Raw genomic sequence first — 25,723 nt, forward strand, 5'->3', positions numbered from 1 at the left:
ATGACGTCGCCGTTTCGTGAATTCAAGCGTCAGCGGCTTCTTTTTTCGGCCAGACCTCGGCGTGAGCCAATGAAACCAAGGCTTCGCGTACTTGTGTCGGCGTGTTGCAAGACGCCGCAAACGGCAACCAATATAAGGATTGGCCTATACGCAAGTGCATGCCTTCGCTGTCGATGCCAGCCAACTGGGCAGGCTCGGAGGTCGGCAGGCCGGTGAGGTCGACGTAATGGGCAATGGCCTTGGTGTGATCGCTGTTCATGTGTTCGATCATGCTGCGCTCGGCCTTGCCCGCGAACGGGTTGGCCAATGTCAGCTGGTCGACCCAATGAATCGCGCCAAAGCCGCCGATGTAACGGTGACGCACCGGCTTGAGTACCCAGAAGTCGAAGTCGTGGGCCTTGTGATAGTTGGCTGAATCGGGGAAATAGCGGTAATAACGCTCTGCAGCCGCCTCGATGGCAGCGCCCTCCTCCAGTTTTTCGGCTTCGGCCAGGTAGGTCAGGCGCCCGACGGCCTGCACGTCATCCGCCTCGCGCTCACCCACCAGCAGCGAGCACTTGGGATCTTTCTGCAGGTTGTGGGTGTGCTGGGCAATGCGGCTGATCAGGATCAGTGGGCGGCCCTGCTCATCCAGGCAATACGGCACGACCGAACCGAAAGGGAAACCAGGCATGGCTTTGGACAGTGTGGAGAGAGCCCCACGGTATTCCTTGAGCAACAGCTCTCGGGCGTTCTTGGCAACCTGTGCGCTCAACGTATGACTCCTCGGATAATCAGCCGCCCACGGCCTACGGGGCCTATGGGAATGAATCTCAACGCAAGGTAATCATTATCGGCAAAGGTTGCCAAGCAGGTTTTGTTCGCCCGTGTTACCAGGCCACGCCGAAGCCTGCGGTGTAGCGGGTCTTGCTCAGGCTGCTGTCGGAGTCGCCACTGATGATGTCGCGCTCGGCCTTGAGGTTGAGCGAAGCCCACTCGGTGACTTTGTAGCGCAGGCCCATTTCTGCATCCAGCGAGTATTCGGCCGGGCCGCCGATAGGCTTGCCCACTTCGCCGTTGGTGAAGAACTCGACGGTCTTGCCCACCAGGTAGCGGTTGTAGTTCCACTTCATGGCCAGGGAATAGAAGTTGTCCTTGCCACCGTCGGCGTATTCATAGTCGGTGCGGTTGACCAGCGAGCCCAGGGAGAACGCGCCCAGTTCATCGTCCCAGAACTGATAGCCGGGGCCGGTGCCGACGGTGCGTTGGCGGGACAGGTCTTCAACCTTGTCGCGCTTGTAGGTCAAGCGGCCCTGCCAGAACCAATGCTCGGTCAGGAAGCGGTCGAGGTCGTATTCCAGGGCCCAGTTGTCGGTGGTGGTGACATCATCCTGGAACTCGCGGTTGTACTCGCCCTGCCCGGTGTGACGCCATTGGCCATGGCGGGCGGTGGTCTTGAAGTCGATGTCGTAGTCGTTGGTGTCTTTGTCGGCGCGTTTATAGTCCAGCGCCATGTCCACGTTGCCTTTCCACACCAGGTCTTCGATCACCGGCTTGGGCTTGATGATCTGTTGGATGCTGGCCAAATCGACGGTCTTGGGCGCTTCACCGTTGGCCAGCACCACCTTGCCGTCATCCGCTGCTTTCAGCGACTTGGCCTTCTCGCCGGTGTAGGCGTCCTGCTTGACCAGCAGCTCCTGGTCACTCTCCAGGGTTTTCACCTGTTTCCAGTCCACCGGGATGGCGCCTGCGTAATCGGTCTGGATCAGCAGCTTGCCACCGTCGAAGACCTTGATCTTGCCGGTCAGGCGGTCACCGTTCTTCAACCAGACGGTATCGGCGAGCAAGGGCGTGGAGGCGCTGAAAACAGCGAGGCACAGCAGGGTTCTGGACAACATAAGCGGATCGGGAGCTCAAGGTTGGCAAAAAGGGGCGATTATCGTGTTAGATAGCTAGGACTGACTCAAGGATTTAAGTTGAGTTCAATTCTCATCAACACACTTACAGACCTTTCCTACAATTGTGCCGTCGGTATCAATGGATATGCCCACCTTGAATCAGCCCGCCGAAACGCCACAAAGCCCCGCCGAAATGCGCCGCACCGCGCTCTACCTGACCCTGGCCCAAGTGCCCGCAGGCTGCGTGGTGAGCTACGGCGAGCTGGCTCACTTGGCGGGCCTCGGCCGTGCGGCGCGTTGGGTGGGACGCACCCTCAGCCAACTCCCCGAAGACACCAAGCTGCCCTGGCACCGCGTGCTGGGTGCCGGTGGTCGGATAAGTCTGCCGGTGGGCAGTGCTTCGGGTGACGAGCAGCGGGCGCGTTTGCGCGATGAAGGTGTCAATATCCTGAACAATCGCGTTGATATTCAGCGCCATGGCTGGCGCCCGGTAGAGCACAGCGGTTAGAGTGCGCGCTTTGTTTCCGCAAACCTGAGGCAGACTCCAGCCCATGCCCCGTAAAACCTGGCGCGCCGCGCTCGCTGCCTATGCCAGCCCCTCGACGTTAGTCCTGTTGTTGCTCGGCTTTGCCGCCGGCCTGCCTTACATGTTGGTGTTCTCGACGCTTTCAGTGTGGTTGCGTGAAGCCGGTGTAGCGCGCGAGACCATCGGCTATGCGAGCCTGATCGGTTTGGCGTATGCCTTTAAATGGGTGTGGTCGCCGCTGCTCGACCAATGGCGCCTGCCGTTGCTCGGCAAACTGGGGCGCCGTCGCTCCTGGCTGGTGCTGGCCCAGTCGCTGGTGATCCTCGGATTGATCGGCATGGGTTTTTGCGACCCGCAGAAACACTTGTCCTGGCTGATCGCTATCGCTGTCATCGTCGCCTTCGCCTCCGCGACCCAAGACATCGCGGTCGACGCCTACCGCCTGGAAATTGCCGACGACAGCCGCCAGGCTGCTTTGGCCGCCAGTTACATGTCCGGTTATCGCATCGCCGCCTTGCTCGCCACGGCGGGTGCACTGTTTTTTGCAGAAGGTTTCGGCTCTACCGGCTTCAACTATAAACACTCGGCCTGGACCGGCACCTATGTGCTGTTCGGCGTACTGATGATCCCGGCGCTGCTGACCACCCTGTTCATGCGCGAACCCAATGTGCCACTGCGTACCCAGTTGCAGGCCGGGCGTTACAGCTTCGTGCATCAGTTGGCATCGGTGTTCGTACTGATCGTGTTGCTGGTGTCAGTGCCGGCGATGTTCACCCAGCTGTTCAACACCGATTTCGAAAGCGTGCTGTTCCACGGCATGAGCCTGTGGGACTTGCTCATGGAAGACCGTGCGTTCCTGCGCGCCATCCTCTATATCACCCTGACCTCCCTGTGCCTCTCGGCCATGGGTCGGCGTGGCCTGGCGCCGGTGCTGACGCCGGTCAATGACTTCATCCTGCGCTACCGCTGGCAGGCGTTGCTGCTGCTGGGGCTGATCGCCACCTACCGCATGTCCGACACTGTAATGGGCGTGATGGCAAACGTGTTCTACATCGACCAGGGCTTTACCAAGGACCAGATCGCCGGGGTCAGCAAGATCTTCGGCCTGATCATGACCCTGGTCGGCGCCGGCATGGGCGGCCTGCTGATCGTGCGTTTCGGCATCCTGCCGATCCTGTTCATTGGTGGCGTAGCGTCGGCCGGCACCAACCTATTGTTCGTGATGCTCGCCGACATGGGCCCGGACCTGCAGATGCTGATTTTCACCATTTCCCTGGATAACTTCAGCTCAGGGCTGGCGACCTCGGCATTCGTGGCCTACCTTTCGAGCCTGACCAACCTGAAGTTCTCCGCCACCCAATATGCGTTGCTCAGCTCGATCATGCTGCTGTTGCCGCGCCTGATCGGTGGGTATTCGGGGGTGATGGTGGAGAAGTTCGGCTATCACAACTTCTTCCTGATCACCTGCATGCTGGGTGTGCCGACGCTGGTGCTGATTGCGCTGCATTGGTTTCAGGAGAATCGGCGGGCGAAGTTGAATCCGCCTGCTGTTGAAGAATAACCCTTTAAAGGCTGGCTTTTTGTGGTGAGCAAGCTTGCTTGCGCTGAGGTGCGAAGCGCCCCTGAAAAAGCCGGCGACTGCTACGCAGTCGAACGGGAGCAAGCTCCCTCGCCACAGCAAGCTCTGCTCCTACAGACAGCCCTACATTCTGATGCCTGTACGGCGACAGTTTGCGCCCGTACAATCCAGAGTCATTTCAAGTCCAAGCAACCGACAACGGCCTACCATGCGTACCAGTCAATATTTGCTCGCCACACAGAAAGAAACGCCTTCCGACGCGGTCGTGATCAGCCATCAGCTGATGCTGCGCGCCGGCATGATCCGCAAACTGGCCTCCGGCCTGTACACCTGGCTGCCCATGGGCTTGAAGGTGATGCGCAAGGTCGAAGCCATCGTTCGTGAAGAAATGAACGCTGCCGGCTCTCTGGAAGTGTTGATGCCGAGCACCCAACCGGCTGAACTGTGGCAGGAATCCGGGCGCTGGGAAGAGTACGGCCCTGAGTTGCTGCGCTTCAAGGATCGTCATGGCCGCGATTTCTGCGCCGGCCCGACCCACGAAGAAGTGATCACCGACCTGATGCGCAACGAGCTGAGCAGCTACAAGCAGCTGCCGCTGAACCTGTATCAGATCCAGACCAAATTCCGTGACGAAATCCGCCCACGCTTCGGTTTGATGCGCGGCCGTGAATTCATCATGAAGGACGCGTATTCGTTCCACGCCGACCAGGCATCGCTGCAGGTCACCTACGACCGCATGCACCAGGCCTATTGCAACGTGTTCACGCGCCTGGGCCTGAAGTTCCGCCCGGTTGAAGCGGACAACGGCTCCATCGGCGGCGCCGGCTCCCACGAATTCCACGTGCTGGCCGAGTCCGGCGAAGACGACATCGTGTTCAGCAACGGTTCCGACTACGCGGCAAACATCGAGAAAGCCGAAGCCGTGCCACGGGAAACCTCCCGCCCAGCACCGGCTGAAGAGCTGCGCCTGGTGGACACGCCAGAGACCAAGACCATCGCGGCCCTGGTGGAAAAATTCAATCTGCCGATTGAAAAGACCATCAAGACCCTGATCGTGCGCGCCGAAGAAGAAGGCAAGCTGATTGCGCTGGTGATCCGTGGCGACCACGAACTCAACGAAATCAAGGCCGCCCAGCAACCTGGCGTGGCCAGCCCGCTGGTCATGGCTACCGACGCCGAACTGCGTGACGCCATTGGCGCCGGCGCCGGTTCCCTCGGCCCGCTGAACCTGCCGCTGCCAATCATCATCGACCGCTCAGTCGAGCTGATGAGCGACTTCGGCATCGGCGCGAACATCGACGACAAGCACTACTTCGGCGTGAACTGGGAGCGTGACCTGCCGGTTCCGACCGTGGCCGACCTGCGTAACGTGGTGGCCGGTGACCCAAGCCCGGATGGCAAGGGCACCCTGGAAATCAAGCGCGGCATCGAAGTCGGGCACATCTTCCAGCTGGGTAACAAGTACAGCCAGGCGATGAACTGCAAAGTGCTGGGCGAGAACGGCAAGCCGGTGATCCTGGAAATGGGTTGCTACGGCATTGGCGTTTCGCGCGTGGTGGCCGCTGCCATCGAGCAGAACAACGACGCGAACGGCATCATCTGGAGCGACACCCTGGCGCCATTCCAGATCGCCCTGGTACCGCTGCGCTATGAAACCGAGCAAGTACGCGAAGCCACCGACAAACTGTATGCCGATCTGACGGCCGCCGGTTTTGAAGTGTTGCTGGATGACCGGGACAAGAAAACCAGCCCAGGCATCAAGTTCGCCGACATGGAATTGATTGGCATCCCGCACCGGATCGTAGTCAGTGACCGCGGCCTGGCCGATGGCAATCTGGAATACAAGAGCCGGACCGAAGCCGAAGCCCAACCGTTGCCGGTGGCTGACGTGCTGTCTTTCCTTCAGGCGCGTATTCGTCGCTGAAAACCAGATCAAGAGAAGTCATGTTCAAGCGAAACACCAGAGCCCTGGGGGGCGCCACCTTGTGCGGTGCCCTGCTGGTCAGCGGCTGCGCCAACCAGATGTCGCAACGCAGTGAGCACGAGGAGCGGGTCGAGCGTAAGTTGCTCGACCACAGCCTGCAGATCGATGTAGGCGAACCCAAAGTGCTGGAACTGCCGCAACGCCGGGTACGGATTCACGAGCAGAAGACCTTTGAGGTCACCGAGTTCGAAGTCACCCGTCGTTACGACCGCTACACGCCCTACCAGCCCTGGCGCAAACTCTATGAGATGCCGTTGGGTGCCGTAGCCCTGGTGGCCGGCGCGGGCGCCAATGTGGTGAACGTCTTCGCCCTTGGCAACCTGCCGACCAGCGTGACGCGTGACTGGCTGACCTACGGCGTGGACGGTCTCAACCCGTTCATGAACGTGCAGTCCCACGGCCGTGCGCAACAGAACCTGGCGGGGATCGATGAAGTCCAGCGCGACAAGCGTGTGGAGTATTCGAGCCTGCCCTGGAGCGAACGCCCGGTGCAAGTCACCGCCGGCAAGCAGGTCCATGAGCTGACCACTGACCGTAACGGCGTACTGCGCCTGAACCTGTTGGACAGCCCGTTTGCCGAGCAGGACCTGAACCGCGTCACGACCTTGAAGATCAGCGTGGAAGATGGCCAGGACGACGTACATTCGGACTCCACGCTGGCGGTCAGTAGCACCTTGCGCAACAAGTTGCTGGAAGCCCACGGCCTGATCTACGACGACCTGGAAGACGACGAAGTCAGCCAGTGGGTGCACCGCGTCAAGCGCCTGTCTGAGCTGGGCCTGGAAGAAGAAGCCAGTGAGCTGGAACAAAGCCTGATCGAACTGACCCGCAATGATCCCGAGTTGCAGCAGGAATTCCTGCAAGCGCTGACCAAGGATGCGGGGCGGTTGGTAGCGGATCCTGGGGCTCGCTGAAAATGATTAGTGGCTGAACAGCTCCAGCTGTTCATTGCCACCACTCAGGTCCAGCAACCGCACCCCAATCCCCAGCAACCGCACCGGCTTCCCGCCGCGATTGAACGCCTGCGTCAGCAGCTGTTGATAACTCTCCAGATCCCGCCCTGCCCCCGCCTGCTCCAAGGTGGTCTGGGTAAAGTCATGAAACTTCACCTTAACGAACGGCTTGCCCGCGCGATAACTGCTGTCGATGCGCGCCATGCGTCCGGCCAGGGTTTCCATCAGTTCAGGGAGCTTGGCCAGGCAGCTTGAGAGGTCCGGTAAATCCACGTCGTAGGTATTTTCCACACTGATCGACTGGCGGCGACTGTCGTTCTGCACCACGCGGTCATCGATCCCACGGGCCAGGCTCCACAGCCGCTCGCCAAAACTGCCGAATTCGCGCACCAGCGCCAGCTTGTTCCACTCGCGCAACTGCAGGCAGTCTTCGATCCCCAGGCGCGCCAGCTTGTCCGCCGTGACCTTGCCCACACCGTGCAACTTGCTCACGCGCAACTGCGAGACGAAGTCTTCGACCTGGTCGGGAGTAATCACAAAGAGTCCGTTGGGCTTTTTCCAGTCGCTGGCGATCTTGGCCAGGAACTTGTTCGGCGCCACGCCGGCGGACACGGTAATGTGCAACTGGTTGGAGACACGCCGGCGAATATCCTGGGCGATGCGCGTGGCACTGCCGCCGAAATGTGGGCTGTCGGACACGTCCAGATAGGCTTCATCCAGCGACAACGGCTCGATCAGGTCGGTGTAGTCGCGAAAGATCGTCTGGATTTCCTTCGACGCTTCTTTATAAGCATCCATACGCGGCTTGACGATGGTCAGGTCCGGGCACAGCTTCAAGGCGTGGCGTGACGACATTGCCGAGCGCACGCCATAGGCCCGCGCCTCGTAGTTGCAAGTGGCGATCACCCCCCGTCGGTCGGCCGAGCCACCTACCGCCAGCGGTTTTTGCGCCAGGCTCGGGTCATCGCGCATCTCGATGGCGGCGTAGAAGCAATCACAGTCGACGTGGATGATTTTGCGCTGCGTCATATAAACGGGGTGTGTACCTACGGGTGGCCAGTATCGCATTCACACCTGTATATAGCACCAGTAGTTTGATTCTTCCGCTTGAGCGGTAGGAAAAATCCCAGATGAATTTATTTTCTCAATCGAATTTGGCTTGCTGATAGAGCTGGAACCCTCGGCCAGACTGGGCTGGCGGGGTATCGAGAGGCCTCCTTGGAGAGCTAACCGATTGAACCACAAGCGCTTTTCTTCGATTCACGGGTTGACACACCCGCGTTCCTCTGTAGAATGCCGACACACAGACGCGGGATGGAGCAGTCTGGTAGCTCGTCGGGCTCATAACCCGAAGGTCGTCGGTTCAAATCCGGCTCCCGCAACCAAACATCAAAAAAGGCTACTCGAAAGAGTGGCCTTTTTTGTGTCTGTCAGTTATGCAGGCTGCTTCGCAACCTGGCGCGGGGCAAGCCCGCTCACCACAGCAAGCCCGCTCACGACAAAAACCTTTTCCAATCTGAAACTTAGGTTGCCTGAGCAGTTATTTGACCGATATATCCATTAACAGTTGACACCCCGCCGTTGGGCTGTAGAATGCCGCCCACAGACGCGGGATGGAGCAGTCTGGTAGCTCGTCGGGCTCATAACCCGAAGGTCGTCGGTTCAAATCCGGCTCCCGCAACCAAACATCAAAAAAGGCTACTCGAAAGAGTGGCCTTTTTTGTATCCGGTGAAAAAGTTCTTCTGAAACAATGGCATGGCATCTTTCATGAAACCGCACGCGGTTTGTAGAGTCCATCTCATTGCAAGCTATGCTCAATGCTCAAGCGCTACCCTCTACGACCAATGGCCGCAGTCGCCGCACCCGGTGATACGCGTTAATATTTGTAATTATTTTGTCCATAGGGATTGGTAACTTGGCTGGATACCTCCATCCTGTCGCGCACAATCCACGAGGTGATTGATGCGCGCCAACTCGTCTGAACCACAAGACACTGTCACAGCAGAACAACCGATCACACCCACCCGTTTGCGTTGGCTGGATCTGGTGAGCAAGTACCGGCAACCCATCGGGCTGGCCGTCACTCTATTGTTGTTCGCCATCGCCCTGATCGCCTGCCGCCACCTGCTGCTGGAACTGGACCTCTACGCCCTCCACGATTCGATCCTGGAAGTGCCCAAGCCCGCCCTGCTCGGCGCGTTTGCGGCGGCCGTGGCCGGTTTCGTCATTCTATTGGGCTACGAATTTTCCGGTGCGCGCTACGCGGGCGTGAACCTGCCCGCCAAAACCCTGGCCTTGGGTGGCTTTACCGCGTTTGCCATCGGCAATGCGATTGGCCTGTCGATGCTCTCCGGCGGTTCGGTGCGTTACCGTTTATATGCACGCCATGGCATCGGGGCTTCGGAAGTCGCCCACATGACAGTGTTCGCCAGCCTGGCGCTCGGCACTGCACTGCCGCCGCTGGCTGCATTGGCGACATTGAGCAACCTGCCCGCCGCATCGACCTACCTGCATTTGCCACAGGCCGTACTGGGCGGTATTGCTGGCGCGGTGCTGTTGTTGTCGGCAGTGTTGTGCATCGGCATTTATCGCCGTCGCCTGCCGGAACAACCCTACCCGGATAACCTGTTGGTAAAAGCCGGTCCTCGTACCTTGCGCCTGCCGGGTCGCCGCCTGACCTTCCTGCAACTGATCATTACCGCGCTGGACGTGGCCGCTGCCGCCACTGTTCTTTATATGCTGCTGCCGGAAGCGCCACCGTTCGGTCCTTTCCTGCTTGTTTACCTGTTGGCCTTGGCTGCCGGTGTACTCAGCCATGTCCCGGGCGGCGTGGGCGTATTCGAAGCGATCCTGCTGGCGGCCTTCGCCGACAAACTGGGTGCCGCGCCATTGGCCGCCGCCCTGCTGCTGTATCGCATGATCTATGTGGTGCTGCCGCTGTTGATTGCCTGCGTGTTCCTGTTGGTCAACGAAGCGCAGCGACTGTTCCAGACCCAGCAAAGCCTGCGGGTTGCCTCTGGGCTGGCCGCGCCAGTGCTGGCCGTACTGGTTTTTTTGTCCGGCGTGGTCCTGCTGTTCTCTGGCGCCACGCCCGAAATCGACTCACGCCTGGAAAACATCGGCTTCCTGATTCCCCACCGCCTGATTGACGCCTCGCACTTTGGCGCCAGCCTGATCGGCGTGCTGTGCCTGTTGCTGGCCCAGGGCCTGCGCCGACGCTTATCGGCCGCCTGGATGCTGACCATGGTGCTGCTGTTAGTCGGCGCCCTGCTCTCGCTGCTCAAGGGTTTCGACTGGGAAGAAGCCAGCCTGATGACCATGACCGCGATCCTGCTGGCGATCTTCCGACGCTCGTTTTATCGCGCCAGCCGCCTGACCGAACTGCCCTTCTCGCCGCTGTACCTGGTGGCCAGTGTCTGCGTGCTGGGCGCTTCGATCTGGCTGTTGCTATTCGCCTATCAAGACGTGCCTTACAGCCATCAGCTGTGGTGGCAGTTCACCCTCGACGCCAACGCCCCACGCGGCCTGCGTTCGCTGTTGGGTGCCGCTGTGGTGCTGGTGGTTGTGTCGCTGACCTGGCTGCTGCGCACCGCCCGCCCGGTGATCCACCTGCCGACACCCGACGAACTAGAGCGCGCCAGTAAGATCCTGATGGCCTCGTCCCAGCCCGACGGTGGCCTGGCGCTTACCGGTGACAAGGCGCTGCTGTTCCACCCCAATGATGAAGCGTTCCTGATGTATGCCCGTCGCGGCCGTAGCCTGGTAGCGTTGTACGACCCGATCGGCCCGACCCAGCCGCGGGCCGAGATGATCTGGCAGTTCCGTGACCTGTGCGACATCCACCACGCGCGCCCGGTGTTCTACCAGGTCCGCGCCGAGAACCTGCCGTACTACATGGACATCGGCCTCACCGCCATCAAGCTGGGCGAAGAAGCCCGTGTCGACCTGAAACGCTTTGACCTGGAAGCCAAGGGCAAAGAGATGAAGGACCTGCGCTACACCTGGAACCGTGGCTCGCGAGACGGCCTGTCCCTGGAGATCTGCGAGCCGGGCACCGCGCCGATGGACGAGCTCAAGGTGATCTCCGATGCCTGGCTGACCGGCAAAAACGTGCGGGAAAAAGGCTTTTCCCTGGGACGTTTCAGCGACGACTACCTCAAGCACTTTCGTATTGCGATCATTCGCTTCGAAGGGCGCCCGGTGGCCTTCGCCAACCTGCTCGAGACCTACAACCACGACCTGGCCAGTCTCGACCTGATGCGCGCCCACCCGGATGCGCCCAAGCTGACCATGGAGTTCATGATGGTCGGCCTGATTCAACACTATAAGAGTCACGGCTACGCCCGCTTCAGCCTCGGCATGGTGCCGTTGTCGGGCCTGCAACCGCGACGCGGCGCCCCGTTGACCCAACGCTTGGGTTCGATGGTGTTCCGTCGTGGCGAGCAACTGTATAACTTCCAAGGTTTGCGCCGCTTCAAAGACAAGTTCCAGCCTGACTGGGAACCCCGTTACATGGCCGTGCCCGCAGGACTTGATCCGCTGGTGGCACTGGCCGATACCGCCGCCCTGATCGCGGGCGGCTTGACTGGATTGGTGAAACGCTGATGATTCGACGCTCCTGGCGGTATGTATTAGCCTTTGTAGTGCTGCTCACCCTGGTCCTGGGTGGCGGCTATTGGTACTGGAACCGCCCTGCCCCGCAGCCGACCCTGGAGCAATTGCCCCAGGCCGATGGCTCGGTGATGACCCGCGTCACCCCGTACGGCACGCCGAAAGCCCGCGTGGCCGTGGCCGTGATGGCTGCCGATGTGCTGACCGACAGCCAACTGATTGCCTTGAGCCAAGGCGGCAAGGCGCAGATTGTCCAGGTGATCCTGCCCAAGGACGACTGCAAGCTGCAGGAACAAGCGCTGCAAAGCGCCCTGGGTCAGCTCAAGGGCCCCGCGACGCTGGTCAGCGGTATCGGCCCTGGTGCAAGCCTGGCATGGCGCTGGCTGGCCGCTCAGAACGACGACAAGGCCAACGCCATCTCCGTCGGTTTCGCCATGACCCAGGAAGGTTGCAAGGACCCGCTGCCGAAAACGGCCGCCCACGGCAATTGGCTGGTGGCCTGGAACGACAACCCTGAGGATGATGCTGCCAGTTTCGTACGCGACACTCCGCGTGCCACCACCAGCATCAGCGACTATGACATTCACTACCCGCAAGTGCTGAATAACGAGTTGCGCAAGCAACTGGTGGGTTCGGACAACGGCGGCCTGGCGATTCCGGTGGTTGAAGTCCCGGCCGGCCAAGCGAAAGATACCGTCACCCTGTTCCTCTCCGGTGATGGCGGCTGGCGTGACCTGGACCGTGACGTGGCCGGTGAAATGGCCAAGATCGGCTACCCGGTGGTGGGTATCGACACCCTGCGCTACTACTGGCAGCACAAGACCCCGGAACAAAGCGCCAAGGACCTCACCGAACTGATGCAGCACTACCGTCAGAAATGGGGCACCAAGCGCTTCGTATTGACCGGTTATTCGTTCGGCGCCGATGTGTTGCCGGCCATCTACAACCGTATGCCGGAAAACGAGCAGCAGCGTGTGGACGCAATCATCCTTCTGGCGTTTGCGCGCACGGGCAGCTTCGAGATTGAAGTGGAAGGCTGGTTGGGCAACGCCGGTAAAGAAGCCGCCACTGGTCCAGAAATGGCCAAGCTGCCACCTGAGAAAGTGGTGTGCATCTACGGTGCGGAAGAGGTCGACGAGAGCGGTTGCACGGATAAGACGGCCGTGGGTGAAGCGCTGAAGTTGCCAGGCGGGCATCACTTCGATGAGAACTACCCGGCGCTGGCCAAGCGGTTGGTGGATATCATCGTCAAACACCAGGCCAAAGCCGAATAGCCTCCCCCAATGTAGTTAGCGGGCTTGCCCCGTGCTGGGCTGCGCAGCGGCCCTAAAACCAAACGCCGCATTCTGCCTGACAGAATGCGGCGTTTTTATCAGGGCGGCTTCGCCACCCAACGCGGGGCAAGCCCGCTCACCACAACAAGCCCGCTCACCACAAAAAAACCGCTGAGATTTAGCGAGGTTCGATGTGGGCAATCATCAGCTGCACAGTCTCATTCCCACGAAACTCGTTCACATCCAGCTTGTACGCCAATTCCACCAAACGCACGGTCGGGTTCGGCCAGACCTCACGGTCCACCCCAAAGGCAATGCCATCGAGTTTCACTGACCCGCATTCAGTCTTGAGCAACACCTTCAGGTGCCGCTCACCCACCACACGCTGCTCCACCAACTGGAATACACCGTGAAAGACCGGCTCGGGAAAGTGCTGCCCCCACGGCCCGGCATGTCGCAACGCGCGGGCCAGTTCCAGGTGAAATTCTTCCACCGCCAGGGTGCCGTCCGACAGCAGCCGACCGGTCAGGTCTTCTTCACGCAATTGGCGACGCACTTCAGCATCGAACGCTTCGGCAAACAGCGGGAAATTTTCTTCGGGCAACGTCAGCCCTGCCGCCATGGCGTGGCCGCCGTACTTGGCGATCAGGTTAGGATGCTGGCTCGCAACCACCGCCAGCGCATCACGGATATGAAACCCCTGCACAGAGCGCCCTGAGCCCTTGAGCAAGCCATCACCGGCGTCGGCGAAGGCGATGGTCGGGCGGAAGTAACGTTCTTTCATACGCGACGCGAGAATCCCGATCACGCCTTGGTGCCATTCCGGGTCGAACAGGCACAAGCCGTAAGGCATCGACTCCACCGGCAAGTCCTTGAGCTGGGCCAGGGCCTCGCGCTGCATGCCTTGCTCGATGGATTTGCGGTCCTGGTTCATGCCGTCCAGTTGCGCAGCCATTTCCCGCGCGGCGGCAACGTCGGTGGTGAGCAGGCATTCGATGCCCAGGCTCATGTCATCCAGGCGACCGGCAGCGTTCAGGCGTGGCCCGAGGATAAATCCCAGATCGGTGGAGGTGATACGCGTGGCATCGCGCTTGGCCACTTCCAGGATCGCCTTGATCCCCGGCCGCGCACGACCGGCGCGGATACGCTCAAGGCCTTGATGCACCAGGATGCGGTTGTTGGCGTCCAGGGGCACCACGTCGGCGACGCTGCCCAGGGCAACCAGGTCGAGCAATTCACCAATGTTGGGCTGAGGCTTATTCTCGTACCAGCCCAAGCTGCGCAGGCGCGCGCGCAGGGCCATCAGCACATAAAAGATCACGCCGACACCGGCCAGTGCTTTGCTCGGGAATTCGCAGCCAGGCTGGTTCGGGTTGACGATGGCATCCGCCGCTGGCAACTCATCGCCGGGCAAGTGGTGGTCCGTCACCAGCACCTGCAACCCCGCCGCTTTCGCCGCCGCCACGCCTTCGACGCTGGAAATGCCGTTGTCCACAGTGATCAGCAATTGCGGCTCACGCTGCAGGGCGACTGCAACGATTTCCGGGGTCAGGCCATAGCCGTACTCGAAACGATTGGGCACCAGGTAGTCGACATGGGCCGCACCGAGCAAACGCAGGCCCAGGGTGCCCACGGTGCTGGCCGTGGCGCCATCGGCGTCAAAGTCACCCACGATAAGGATGCGCTGGCGCTGCTCCAGCGCGGTCACCAGCAAGTCCACCGCCGCGTCGATCCCCTTGAGCTGCTGGTAGGGAATCAACCGCGCCAGGCTTTTATCCAGCTCAGCCTCGGACTGCACCCCGCGCGCGGCGTAGAGACGGGTCAACAGCGGTGGCAATTCACCGAGAAACGGCAGGACGGCGGGTAACGGGCGAGGATCGATACGCATGGGAAGCTGGGGAGTTCTCTATTAAAGGAATTGTTGGTTTCAAGCTTCAAGCTTCAAGCTTGCAGCTAATTGCTTGCCGCTTGACGCTGCCACTCTTCAACCGCGTTCGCCGACCAACCACTGCAACTGCACTTCATGCTGGCCACGGTCGTCGGTGACGAACATCGTGCCTTCGCTGATCATCACGTCCCACTTGATGACGCGGGGCATGTCCTTGGCCAGGGTCTCGAGGACTTCCTGAGGCACGGCGGCGATGTGTACGTTTTTCAGGTTATTCGCTACCGGCACGACCTTGCCTTCCCACACGCGCAAGCTGCCGTAGGCCAGCAGGCTGGTGCGCTCGGTGCGACGCGAGCACCAGGTGAGGCGGTCGGCATCGGGCTGGCCGACTTCGATCCAGTGCAGAACCCGATCATCCAGGCTTTTTTCCCACAGGGCTGGCTCGTCTACATCTGACAGTCCGCGCCCGAACGACAGTCGCTCGTTGTACCAGAGGGCGTAGGCCAGCAGGCGCACAGTCATGCGCTCTTCCGTTTCCGACGGATGGCGGGCGATGGTCTGTTTGACACTCTCGTACACCGAGCGATCAAGGTCGGTGAGGTTGAGTTCGAATTTGTAGGTCGTGGACGGCTGGGCCATGAACGGGCTTCTAGAGACAGGGAAAGGCGGCCAGTCTAACCGATGGCGGGGTCATTCAACGAATCGTGCGCTGCATCATCCTTATCCCTGGCCTGCCCGCCTATGTTAAAAGGCATCACATTACCGCTCTTGCGCAGACAAGGATCCTCATGCCGTTCAACGCCAAACCGCTTGCCGGACTGAAAGTCATCGAACTCGGCACCCTGATCGCCGGCCCATTTGCCTCACGTATCTGCGCGGAATTCGGCGCTGAGGTGATCAAGGTCGAATCGCCCGACGGCGGCGACCCCCTGCGCAAATGGCGCAAGCTGTACGAGGGCACGTCGCTGTGGTGGTTCGTGCAGGCGCGCAACAAGCAGTCGCTGACGCTGAACCTCAAGCACCCGGACGGCCTGGCCATCCTCAAGCAGTTGCTGGCCGACGCCGACATCCTGATCGAGAATTTCCGCCCCGGCGTGCTGGAGAAACTCGGCCTGAGCTGGGAAACCCTGCACGCCCTCAACCCCAAGCTGGTGATGGTGCGCCTCTCCGGCTTTGGCCAGACCGGGCCGATGAAAGACCAGCCAGGGTTTGGTGCCGTGGGCGAATCCATGGGCGGCTTGCGCTACATCACCGGCTTTGAAGACCGCCCGCCGGTCCGCACCGGCATTTCCATCGGTGACTCGATCGCCGCGCTGTGGGCGGTGATTGGTGCGCTGATGGCGCTGCGTCATCGCGAAGTCAACGGCGGCCTGGGCCAGGTGGTGGATGTGGCGCTGTACGAAGCCATCTTCGCCATGATGGAAAGCATGATCCCGGAGTTCGACGTGTTTGGCTTCATCCGTGAACGCACCGGCAACATCATGCCCGGTATCACGCCCTCCTCGATCCACACCAGCGCCGATGGCAAGCATGTGCAGATTGGCGCCAACGGCGATGCGATTTTCAAGCGCTTCATGTCCGCTATTGGCCGTGAGGATTTGGCCAACGATCCTGTACTTGCCAGCAATGACGGGCGCGATAGCCGCCGTGATGAACTGTACGGCGTGATTGATCGCTGGGTGAATTCGCTACCGCTGGATCAGGTGGTAGAGATCCTGAATAAGGCCGAAGTACCCGCCAGCCGCATCTACAGCGCCGAGGACATGCTCGGCGACCCGCAATTCCTGGCCAGGGAGATGTTCCTCAAGGCCAAGTTGCCTGGCGGCAAGGACTTCAAGATGCCCGGCATCGTGCCCAAGCTGTCGGACACGCCGGGCAGCTGCGAGTGGGTTGGGCCGCAGTTGGGTGAACATAACAGTGTGGTGCTGGGCGGGCTGGGTTACGACGCTGCCGCGATTGCGCGTTTACGTGAGGCAGGCGCGATCTGATGGTCCGCAGGCTTGCCCAGCTTTTCCTCAGCGTCATGCTCGCCTGGGGCCCGACCGCCAGCGCCGAAGACACGCTGATCTGGTTATTGCGCGACTTGCCACCACTGACCATTTTCGAAGGCCCAAGCAAAGGCCAGGGCGCGCTGGATCAGTTGCTGCCGATACTCATCCAACGCCTGCCGGAATATCGGCACCAGGTGCTGCACGTCAATCGCGCGCGGGGCATGCAAATGCTGCGTGAGCCCACGTTCACCTGTGACCCCTCATTGCTGTGGACGGCCGAGCGGGCCAGATACGTCGTCTTTTCCAGCCAGGCATTTGTGGTCGCCAGCAATGGCGTCACGGTGCGGCGTAACCAGCAAGAAGCCATGGCGCCCTACATCACGCAAGGCCAGTTTGACCTGCAGGCGTTCCTTGATGCCCACAAAACCCGGGTGGGTGCCATCGCAGAGCGCAGCTACGGGCCTGTCATCGATGAACGGCTCAAGCACGCCGATGCGCACAAGCTCGCACTGCATTACGGTAACGACGCTCTGGGTAGCCTGTTGCAGATGCAGCGCCTGGGCAGGCTTGAGGCGGTGTTGGGTTATTGGCCGGAAATCCGCTATCACGCGATGCAACAGGGCATCGCCTCGGACGACCTGATCTTTTACCCCATCCAAGGCTCGGCACCTTACCAACACACGCACATCGGCTGTTCGGACACGCCTCAGGGACGCCAGGCCATTGAGCGGATCAACCAGGTATTGCACGAGATCCCACAAGAGCAGATACAGCAGTCCTACGCCTCATGGCTGGACCCGGTCATGCGCGAACAGTATCTGCGCGATAACCCAAGCTTTTTCCAGGATTCGAAGGAGCCGTGACAAATCGCGGGCAAAAAGAAACCCCGAAGCGTGGGGAGACACTTCGGGGTTAAACGTGGCCTACAAAGACCAGTACAACAAGGCACAAACACCGGAGCACAATGTTTGCTCTTGCTGTTACGAAATCTGACCGGCCACGTTGTAGGAAGTTTCCACAGTTAAACAATTCTTCATGCGGCGGTGGCGCTGCGGGTCTGGGCTGCGTTGCGCAAGGCCGCGATGACCGAGGGCTCCAGGCGCCCCTCAGCGATTTTAATGTCGCGTAGCAGACAGTCCACCACATCCACCAGCACGCGCTTGTCCATCAATTGGGCGCGGTCGACTTCACGTTCGACCACGATGGCGCCAGCAGGATTCTTCACGGTTACCAGGCACTCGTCCTGCACACCAGAGGTGGTCAGCGTAACCTGATAAGGGCTCAGTGCTTCTTCGAGCAATAGGCTGATACTTTCCATCTCGATCACCACTCAATAGTTCGGGAACAATCGTTTCAACGGGAGCTGCATCTATCCTAAGTGACTGTTTGTGACGTAGGAAAGTTCGCTTTATCGTCTTTATGGGGCCGTCAGGGGGTGACGGATTCCAGCATGCGCTTGCAACATGACAGGGAAAAAACGGCGGCACATAACTGCTTACGCAATGGGCGGCTGTTTTGGGGTTGGCCGAGGGCTGAGACCCGAAGTGAATCCTATACTCGGTGAGCGCTGGTAATGCTGCTACGCAGATAAAAGCGCATGTCAAAAGGCCCTTATTGCGAAGGATGAAGACAATGTTGGAACACAACAGAGAACAGGCTGCGCTAGAGAAGATTCACGCTGATATTTCACGCATCTATGCCGAGCAACGCAAACTCAATGCCGAAGCTCACAAGATAACCCGTGAGAACTTCTGGTACCCGTTGGCTGTGGTCATGGCCATGTTCACGGTATTCGGCACGGTATTAGCCATCGTACAAAAAATAATCACATTAGTGGTTTGAGCCAACTGGGCCTGCCAGATACAAAAAAACGCCGCTGACCCAAGGAAGGGAAAGCGGCGTTTTTGTCTGCGCGGTGCGCCTTACAACGGCTTGCCCCGGTTGCCATGCTGGCTCACAAACGCCTGCACAGCCTTCAAGTCATTGGCCAGCACAGTGCAACGCTCTTCACGCTCAAACAAATCGGTCAGGTGCACTGGCAATTCCAGCGCCTTGCCCACACCCGCCTTCTCCACCGCTTCCGGGAATTTGACCGGATGGGCAGTGCCCAGGATCACCATCGGGATGTCCAGGCTGCGACGGCATTCGCGGGCGGCCTTCACACCGATGGCAGTGTGCGGGTCGAGCAACTCACCGGTCTGGGCGTAGACTTCAGCGATGGTTTCGCAGGTCTGTGCATCGTCAACGGCCAGGGAATCGAACAGCTTGCGGGTTTCGGTCCAGCGCTCTTCGTCAACGCTGAAACCGCCACCGCTTTTGAAGGTGTCCATCAAGCCAGCAATGGCTGCGCCGTTGCGACCGTGCATGTCGAACAGCAGGCGCTCGAAGTTCGACGAGACCATGATGTCCATGGACGGCGACAGCGTGGCGTGCAGGGTTTCCTTGACGTACTGGTTGCCGCTCATGAAGCGGTGCAGGATGTCGTTGCGGTTGGTGGCGACGATCAACTGGTTGATCGGCAGGCCCATGTTGCGCGCCAGGTAACCGGCGAAGATGTCGCCGAAGTTGCCGGTCGGCACCGAGAACGATACCGAACGCGCCGGGCCGCCCAACTGCAGGGACGCGTGGAAGTAGTAGACGATCTGGGCCATGATCCGCGCCCAGTTGATCGAGTTCACCGCTACGAGGCGCGTGCCCTTCAGGAAGCTCTGGTCAGCGAAGCTGTTCTTGACCATTTCCTGGCAGTCATCGAAGTTGCCTTCGATGGCGATGTTGTGGATGTTCTCACCAAAGATGGTGGTCATCTGGCGACGCTGCACTTCCGATACGCGCTTGTGCGGGTGCAGGATGAAGATGTCCACGTTTTCGCAGTGCTTGCACCCTTCGATGGCGGCCGAACCGGTGTCACCGGAGGTGGCGCCGATGATCACCACGCGCTCGCCGCGCTTCTCCAGCACGTAATCGAGCAGGCGACCCAGCAGTTGCAGGGCGAAATCCTTGAACGCCAGGGTTGGGCCGTGGAACAGTTCCAGTACCCATTCGTTACCGTTCAGTTGGCGCAGCGGTGCGATGGCGTTGTGGGAAAACACGCCATAGGTCTCTTCCAGAATCTTCTTGAAATCCGCATCCGGAATGCTGCCGGTGACGAACGGGCGCATCACGCGGAACGCCAGCTCGTGGTACGGCAGGCCGGCCCAGGAAGCGATTTCTTCCTGGGTGAAGCGTGGCAGGTTTTCCGGCACGTACAGGCCGCCGTCAGTGGCAAGGCCTGCCAGCAAAACGTCTTCGAAATTCAGGGCCGGTGCCTGGCCGCGGGTGCTGATATAACGCATAGGGGCAAACCTTCGGTTTGGGCTTCAAGCTTCAAGCTTCAAGCTGCAAGTCGAAGCGGTTCTGCTTTCACTTGCAGCTTGCAGCTTGGCGCTTGCAGCTGAATTAATTCAAATGTTCGACGCGAATCCGGACGACCGGCCCAACCACGCCCTGGAGAGCTTCCAGTGCCTGGATGGCATCATTGATGTGCTGTTCGAGCACGCGGTGAGTCAGCAGGATCATCGGCACCTGGCCGTTTTGCTCCTCGACTTCCTTCTGCATGATCGACTCGATGTTGATACCACGCTCCGACAGGATGCTCGCAACCTGGGCCAACACGCCTGGATGGTCCTGGGCCTGGATGCGCAGGTAGTAGGCACTTTCGCAGGCTTCGATCGGCAGGATCGGGTGCGCCGACAGCGAGTCCGGCTGGAAGGCCAGGTGCGGCACGCGGTTTTCCGGGTCGCTGGTCATGGCGCGGACCACGTCCACCAGGTCGGCGATCACCGACGAGGCGGTCGGCTCCATGCCGGCGCCGGCGCCGTAGAACAGGGTCGAACCCGCCGCATCACCGTTGACCATCACGGCGTTCATCACGCCATTGACGTTGGCGATCAGGCGGTCGGCCGGGATCAGCGTCGGGTGCACACGCAACTCGATACCGGCCGGTGTGCTACGCGCCACACCCAGGTGCTTGATGCGATAGCCCAAGGCTTCGGCATAGTTCACGTCGGCAGTGGTCAGCTTGGTGATGCCTTCGGTGTAGGCCTTGTCGAACTGCAGCGGAATACCAAAGGCAATGGAGGCCAGGATGGTCAGCTTGTGCGCCGCATCGATGCCTTCTACGTCGAAGGTCGGGTCGGCTTCGGCGTAACCCAGGGCTTGGGCTTCGGCCAGCACGTCTTCGAAGGTACGGCCCTTCTCGCGCATTTCGGTAAGGATGAAGTTACCGGTGCCGTTGATGATGCCGGCCACCCAGTTGATGCGGTTGGCGGACAGGCCTTCACGGATCGCCTTGATTACCGGGATGCCACCGGCCACGGCGGCTTCGAACGCGACAATCACACCCTTCTCACGCGCCTTGGCGAAGATCTCGTTGCCGTGCACGGCGATCAGCGCCTTGTTGGCAGTGACCACGTGCTTGCCGTTCTCGATGGCCTTGAGCACCAGCTCACGGGCCACGGTGTAGCCGCCGACCAGCTCGATGACGATATCGATTTCAGGGTTGGTGGCAACGGCGAAGACATCGTTGGTAATCGCAATACCGGTCGTTTCGAACTGAGGCTTTGGCGAACGCGTGGCAATTTGCGCCACTTCAATCCCGCGACCTGCACGGCGGGAAATTTCCTCAGCGTTACGCTGAAGTACGTTAAAGGTGCCGCCACCGACGGTCCCCAACCCACAGATGCCTACTTTGACCGGTTTCACTGAAGAACTCCCCATGAAACGGCCGACGCTAGGTCGGCCGTGGAAAACAGCCGCACGACTGCGGCTTGCAATTAACGACCCGCCGACGTGTCAGCGAGCCTTGATCGTCGACGTTTCGACGATACTGATTTATTTGGCACTGAGCGCCAGTTTGGCAACTTGTGGTGCCGGCTGGTAGCCCGGAATCACTTGGCCGTCAGCCAAAACGATGGCCGGTGTACCGTTCACGCCGATGGACTGCCCCAGGGCGAACTGCTTGGAAACCGGGTTGGCACATTTGGCCGCCTTGATTTCCTTGCCATCGACCATCTTGTCCATGGCGGCTTTCTTGTCGGCCGAGCACCACACCGCTTGCAGCTGCTCGTCACCCGGCGAACCCAGGCCCTGGCGCGGGAAGGCGACGTAGCGTACTTCCACACCCAGCTTGTTCAACGCCGGCACTTCGGCGTGCAGCTTGTGGCAGTACGGGCAGGTGGTGTCGGTGAACACGGTGATGTGGGTCTTGGTCTCGCCGATGGCCGGGTAAACCACGGTTTCCGCTACCGGGATGCCGTTGATCAGCTTGGACACGCCCAGGCGCTCGGCTTTCTCGGTGAGGTTGACCGGCTTGCCGTCCTTCAGCTGGAACAGGTAGCCCTGGACGATGTACTGGCCGTCGGCACTGGCGTACAGCACGCGGCTGCCCTTGAGCTTGACTTCATACAGGCCGGCCATAGGGCTGGCGCTGATGCTTTCGATCGGGGTATCGAGTTGCAGGTTGGCCAGGCTCTTGCGGATGGTCTGCTCGGCAGCGTCATCGGCGAAGGCAAAGGTGGAAACCAACGCAATGGCTGCGGCGGCAATAATCTGGGTCAAGCGCATGGGAACTCCTGAAGGCAGATGCAGGGACGGGAGCAGTAGCGCCGATGTGAAAACTCGGGCATGGGCCGTCCCCTTTGCTAACCGGCAAAGCCTACCACAGTTGGGCCGCAGGGCAGCCCGTGGCGGGATAAATTGGCGGTTTTCAGCCGCGTGGGTGATGCTTGGCGTGCATATCCTGCAAACGTGCGCGCGCGACATGGGTGTAGATCTGGGTTGTGGATAAGTCGCTGTGGCCGAGCAGCATCTGCACCACGCGCAAATCCGCACCGTGGTTGAGCAAATGCGTGGCGAAGGCATGGCGCAAGGTGTGCGGCGACAGGGTCTTGCCAATCCCGGCAACCTTCGCCTGGTGCTTGATGCGATGCCAAAACGTTTGCCGGGTCATCTGCTCGCCGCGCAGGCTGGGAAACAATACGTCGCTGGGCCGTCCGCCCAGCAGCTCACTGCGCGCATCACGCATATAGCGCTCGACCCACACAATCGCCTCCTCGCCCATGGGCACCAGCCTTTCCTTGCTGCCCTTGCCCATCACCCGCAGCACGCCCTGGCGCAGGTTGACTTGCTCCAGGGTCAGGCTGATCAACTCGGTCACCCGCAGGCCACAGGCGTATAGAACCTCCAGCATGGCGCGGTCGCGCTGGCCGATGGCTTCGCTGAGGTCGGGGGCGGCCAGTAAGGCCTCCACGTCAGTTTCTGACAGAGACTTAGGAAGAGGCCTACCTAATTGTGGCATGTCGACTTGTAGAGTCGGATCCACCGTTATCAACTTTTCACGCAACAGATAGCGATAAAAGCCACGCACTCCGGAGAGAAATCTCGCCGTGGAACGTGGCTTGTAGTTTTGCTCAAGGCGCCAGGCCAGGTGGTCGAGAATCAGCTCGCGCCCAGCATTGATCAGCTCGAGGTTTTTCTCCTGCAGCCAACCGTTGAACAGGGCCAGGTCACTGCGATAGGCCTGGCGCGTATTGTCCGACAGGCCTTTTTCCAGCCAGAGTGCGTCGAGAAAACGGTCGATAAGCAGGTGATCAATGGCAGGCATGGGCACTCAAGCGACGCGGCACGGGGCTTTGCGGCAATTAATTAGTGAACTGTGATTAGGGTCACTAGTCTTTCATAGCCCGCTACTTCAAGGAACAGGAAGCTTTAATGAACGAACAACAGATTTTGCTGGCCTTTGGCGGCATTGGCGTGGCGGCACTCGGCTGCCAATGGCTGGCCTGGCGCCTGAAACTGCCGGCCATTCTGTTCCTGTTACTGAGCGGGATTCTGGCAGGACCGGTACTGGGCTGGCTCGACCCGCAGGAAATGTTCGGCCCTCTGCTGATGCCACTGGTGTCGCTGGCGGTGGCGCTGATTCTGTTTGAAGGCAGCCTGACCCTGCACCTGTCGGAATGGAAGGAAATCGGCAGCGTGGTGCATCGCCTGGTCACGCTTGGCGCGCTGTCGACCTGGGCGGTGATCACCTTGGCGACCCACTGGCTGCTGGGTTTCGACTGGATGCTCGCACTGCTGTTCGGCACGCTGACCTTGGTCACAGGCCCGACCGTCATCGTTCCCATGCTGCGCGTGGTGCGTCCCAAGGCCTCCATCGCCAACATCCTGCGCTGGGAAGGCATTGTCATTGACCCTATCGGCGCCCTGCTGGCCGTCGTGGTGTACAGCTTCATCATCAGCCGTGCTTCCGGCGATGGCTTGAGCCATAGCCTGCTGACCTTCGGCGGGGTGATCGTCTGCGGTAGCCTGTTCGGGGTAGCTGGCGGCTGGGTATTAGGGCAGATCATGCGGCGGCAGTGGTTGCCGGAATACCTGCATAACCTGGCGACGCTGGCCGGGGTGCTGGGGGTATTTATCGCCTCTAACGAAGTCATGCATGAATCCGGCTTGCTGGCGGTGACCCTGATGGGCATGTGGATGGCCAACATGAAGGGCGTGGATGTGCGGCACATTCTGCACTTCAAGGAGAACCTCAGCGTGTTGCTGATTTCCGGCCTGTTTATCCTGCTGGCGGCACGCCTGGATCTGAACGCCTTGATTGCGCTGGGACCGTTCGTACTGATCCTGTTGCTGATCATTCAATTCATCGCCCGCCCTTTGAATGTCGCGCTGTCGACCGTCGGCTCGAAACTGAATTGGCGGGAGCGCGCACTGCTGGCATGGATCGCCCCGCGCGGGATTGTGGCGGCTGCGGTGTCGGCAATCTTTGCGATTCGCCTGGATGAAGCCGGGCACGCCGGTGCGCTGCTGTTGGTGCCACTGACCTTTGCGGTGATCATCGGCACCGTGGTGCTGCAAAGTGCGACCGCACGACCCTTGGCCCGCCTGCTGAAAGTTGCTGAGCCCGCCCCCAGTGGCTTCCTGATCGTCGGCGCGAACGGCCCGGCACGCATGCTGGGCAAGGCATTGCAGCAACTCGGCAGCCGCGTGCTGCTGACGGACTCAAGCTGGGAGAATATCCGCGCCAGTCGGATGGAAGGGCTTCCCACCTATTTCGGCAACCCGGCCTCCCAGCATGCCGAATCGCACCTGGACCTGGTTGGGCTTGGGCATTTACTGGCGCTCTCCCCGTCCGGCGAACTGAATACCCTGGCCGCGATGCGTTTTCGTCACGACTTCGGCCACCGCCTGTTCACCCTGAGCAGCAGCCAGGAGAGCCGCCGCACCGATAAACACCGAGCCAGCCATGAACACCGTGGCCAGTTGCTGGGCAGTCAACCCTTGAGTTACACCAAGCTCGCCAGCCTATTGGGCCAAGGCGCCGAGCTGTATAGCACGCATCTCACAGAGGGCTTCGGCTGGGAGCAATACCAAACGCTCCATGGGGAACGCGCCACGCTGCTGTTTGCCCGAGATGTCAGCGGGTGGGTGCATGTGGTCACCCCGGACAGCAGTGTGAAGCCCGTAGCCGGCTGGACCTTGCTAGCCGTGATCCAACCCGAGAACCACACAACCGGCTGATCAGTCGGCAAACCCAGGCAATACCGGTACAGGGCGTTTGTCGGCGTCAATCGCGACAAAGCTGAACACGCCCTGGATCGCCTTCTCGCGACCATCGGCGCTCATGCTCTCGACGAACACTTCCACTTCAACCTTGAGGCTGGTGTTGCCGACCTTGATCACGCGGCCGATCAGCTCAACGATGGAGCCGGCCGGGATCGCGTGGTTGAAGTCGATGCGGTCGGTGGAGACTGTCACCAGCGGCAGGCGACAGAAACGGGTGGCCGTGATGAACGACACTTCATCCATCCAGGCCAGGGCGGTGCCACCGAACAAAGTGTTGTGGTGGTTGGTGGTCGGCGGGAACACGGCCTTGGTCACGTGGGTCACGGACAGGTCGGTGCGGCGCTGGATTTCTTCGAGGCGGGTGGTCATGGACAAATACCGGCAGATAGACAAATTTCAGGCACAAAAAAGCAGCCCGTAGGCTGCTTTTTTCTGCAT

21 protein-coding genes and 2 tRNA genes are annotated in these 25,723 nt (G+C 60.3%); 12 read left to right on the top strand and 11 right to left on the bottom strand.

Annotated elements, in window-relative coordinates:
• Window positions 1-22: 22 nt before the first annotated feature.
• Both H096_RS12735 and H096_RS12740 read right to left on the bottom strand, forming a co-directional pair.
• Window positions 23-754, bottom strand: coding sequence for a DUF2470 domain-containing protein (locus tag H096_RS12735; protein ID WP_033898561.1), 732 nt, complete (start codon window positions 752-754; stop codon window positions 23-25).
• Between the two features lie 115 nt (window positions 755-869).
• Complete coding sequence (locus H096_RS12740; RefSeq protein WP_033898563.1) at window positions 870-1,877, bottom strand: DUF481 domain-containing protein; 1,008 nt, start codon at window positions 1,875-1,877, stop codon at window positions 870-872.
• A gap of 145 nt (window positions 1,878-2,022) precedes the next feature.
• On the opposite strand from H096_RS12740, the gene H096_RS12745 reads away from it, so the two are divergent.
• The 4 genes from H096_RS12745 to H096_RS12760 all read left to right on the top strand — a co-directional run bounded on the left by H096_RS12745 (window position 2,023) and on the right by H096_RS12760 (window position 6,880).
• Window positions 2,023-2,385, top strand: coding sequence for an MGMT family protein (locus tag H096_RS12745; protein ID WP_033898565.1), 363 nt, complete (start codon window positions 2,023-2,025; stop codon window positions 2,383-2,385).
• Window positions 2,386-2,428: 43 nt separating this feature from the next.
• Entirely contained in the window at window positions 2,429-3,964 is a 1,536-nt protein-coding gene (locus tag H096_RS12750; RefSeq protein WP_033898567.1) for an AmpG family muropeptide MFS transporter, read from the top strand.
• A gap of 226 nt (window positions 3,965-4,190) precedes the next feature.
• On the top strand, window positions 4,191-5,906 hold the full coding sequence (locus tag H096_RS12755) for a proline--tRNA ligase (RefSeq protein ID WP_033898568.1): 1,716 nt from the start codon (window positions 4,191-4,193) through the stop codon (window positions 5,904-5,906).
• Window positions 5,907-5,926: 20 nt separating this feature from the next.
• Complete coding sequence (locus H096_RS12760; protein WP_033898569.1) at window positions 5,927-6,880, top strand: hypothetical protein; 954 nt, start codon at window positions 5,927-5,929, stop codon at window positions 6,878-6,880.
• A gap of 6 nt (window positions 6,881-6,886) precedes the next feature.
• On the opposite strand, the gene dinB is transcribed toward H096_RS12760, so the two are convergent.
• Entirely contained in the window at window positions 6,887-7,948 is a 1,062-nt protein-coding gene (gene dinB, locus H096_RS12765) for a DNA polymerase IV (RefSeq protein ID WP_033898570.1), read from the bottom strand.
• Between the two features lie 279 nt (window positions 7,949-8,227).
• Here dinB and H096_RS12770 point away from each other — a divergent pair.
• The 4 genes from H096_RS12770 (at window position 8,228) to H096_RS12785 (ending at window position 12,805) form a co-directional block, all read left to right on the top strand.
• Window positions 8,228-8,304, top strand: a tRNA-Met gene (locus H096_RS12770).
• Between the two features lie 222 nt (window positions 8,305-8,526).
• Window positions 8,527-8,603, top strand: a tRNA-Met gene (locus H096_RS12775).
• 279 nt (window positions 8,604-8,882) lie between these two features.
• Complete coding sequence (gene mprF / locus H096_RS12780) at window positions 8,883-11,525, top strand: bifunctional lysylphosphatidylglycerol flippase/synthetase MprF (RefSeq protein WP_033898572.1); 2,643 nt, start codon at window positions 8,883-8,885, stop codon at window positions 11,523-11,525.
• Window positions 11,525-12,805, top strand: a complete 1,281-nt coding sequence (locus tag H096_RS12785; protein WP_033898574.1) for an AcvB/VirJ family lysyl-phosphatidylglycerol hydrolase — start codon at window positions 11,525-11,527, stop codon at window positions 12,803-12,805. Before mprF ends, H096_RS12785 begins: the two co-directional genes overlap by 1 nt.
• 178 nt (window positions 12,806-12,983) lie before the next feature.
• Here the strand turns inward: H096_RS12785 and recJ are convergent, their stop codons facing one another.
• Window positions 12,984-14,693, bottom strand: a complete 1,710-nt coding sequence (gene recJ, locus H096_RS12790) for a single-stranded-DNA-specific exonuclease RecJ (RefSeq protein ID WP_033898575.1) — start codon at window positions 14,691-14,693, stop codon at window positions 12,984-12,986.
• A 96-nt stretch (window positions 14,694-14,789) separates the two neighbouring features.
• A complete protein-coding gene (locus H096_RS12795) occupies window positions 14,790-15,332 on the bottom strand; it encodes a YaeQ family protein (RefSeq protein ID WP_033898576.1) in 543 nt (180 codons plus the stop codon).
• Window positions 15,333-15,481: 149 nt separating this feature from the next.
• Between H096_RS12795 and H096_RS12800 the strand changes: the two genes are divergently transcribed.
• Together H096_RS12800 and H096_RS12805 are read left to right on the top strand one after the other, a co-directional pair.
• Window positions 15,482-16,681, top strand: a complete 1,200-nt coding sequence (locus H096_RS12800) for a CaiB/BaiF CoA-transferase family protein (protein WP_033898577.1) — start codon at window positions 15,482-15,484, stop codon at window positions 16,679-16,681.
• Complete coding sequence (locus tag H096_RS12805; RefSeq protein WP_033898578.1) at window positions 16,681-17,547, top strand: TIGR02285 family protein; 867 nt, start codon at window positions 16,681-16,683, stop codon at window positions 17,545-17,547. Before H096_RS12800 ends, H096_RS12805 begins: the two co-directional genes overlap by 1 nt.
• Before the next feature lie 170 nt (window positions 17,548-17,717).
• Here H096_RS12805 and H096_RS12810 read toward each other — a convergent pair whose 3' ends face one another.
• Window positions 17,718-18,002 (bottom strand): DUF3509 domain-containing protein, encoded by a 285-nt coding sequence (locus H096_RS12810; protein WP_033898579.1) that lies wholly within the window; start codon window positions 18,000-18,002, stop codon window positions 17,718-17,720.
• 314 nt (window positions 18,003-18,316) lie between these two features.
• Here H096_RS12810 and H096_RS12815 point away from each other — a divergent pair, with 314 nt between their 5' ends.
• Entirely contained in the window at window positions 18,317-18,526 is a 210-nt protein-coding gene (locus H096_RS12815; protein WP_033898580.1) for a hypothetical protein, read from the top strand.
• Between the two features lie 80 nt (window positions 18,527-18,606).
• On the opposite strand, the gene thrC is transcribed toward H096_RS12815, so the two are convergent.
• The 4 genes from thrC to xerD form a co-directional block, all read right to left on the bottom strand.
• A complete protein-coding gene (gene thrC, locus H096_RS12820; protein WP_033898581.1) occupies window positions 18,607-20,016 on the bottom strand; it encodes a threonine synthase in 1,410 nt (469 codons plus the stop codon).
• Window positions 20,017-20,119: 103 nt separating this feature from the next.
• Window positions 20,120-21,424, bottom strand: a complete 1,305-nt coding sequence (locus tag H096_RS12825) for a homoserine dehydrogenase (protein WP_033898582.1) — start codon at window positions 21,422-21,424, stop codon at window positions 20,120-20,122.
• Window positions 21,425-21,553: 129 nt separating this feature from the next.
• The gene (locus H096_RS12830; RefSeq protein WP_010207987.1) at window positions 21,554-22,285 is read right to left on the bottom strand and encodes a thioredoxin fold domain-containing protein; all 732 of its coding nucleotides are present in this window, start codon (window positions 22,283-22,285) and stop codon (window positions 21,554-21,556) included.
• Window positions 22,286-22,427: 142 nt separating this feature from the next.
• Complete coding sequence (xerD, locus tag H096_RS12835; RefSeq protein ID WP_033898583.1) at window positions 22,428-23,324, bottom strand: site-specific tyrosine recombinase XerD; 897 nt, start codon at window positions 23,322-23,324, stop codon at window positions 22,428-22,430.
• A gap of 107 nt (window positions 23,325-23,431) precedes the next feature.
• Between xerD and H096_RS12840 the strand changes: the two genes are divergently transcribed.
• Entirely contained in the window at window positions 23,432-25,240 is a 1,809-nt protein-coding gene (locus H096_RS12840) for a sodium:proton antiporter (RefSeq protein WP_033898584.1), read from the top strand.
• Here the strand turns inward: H096_RS12840 and H096_RS12845 are convergent, their stop codons facing one another.
• A complete protein-coding gene (locus H096_RS12845; protein ID WP_016977715.1) occupies window positions 25,241-25,654 on the bottom strand; it encodes an acyl-CoA thioesterase in 414 nt (137 codons plus the stop codon). It lies immediately after the preceding gene.
• Between the last annotated feature and the right edge of the window lie 69 nt (window positions 25,655-25,723).

The organism is Pseudomonas sp. FH1, from assembly GCF_000510895.2.
In the GTDB taxonomy this organism is placed as follows: Bacteria; Pseudomonadota; Gammaproteobacteria; order Pseudomonadales; family Pseudomonadaceae; genus Aquipseudomonas; species Aquipseudomonas azotoformans_A.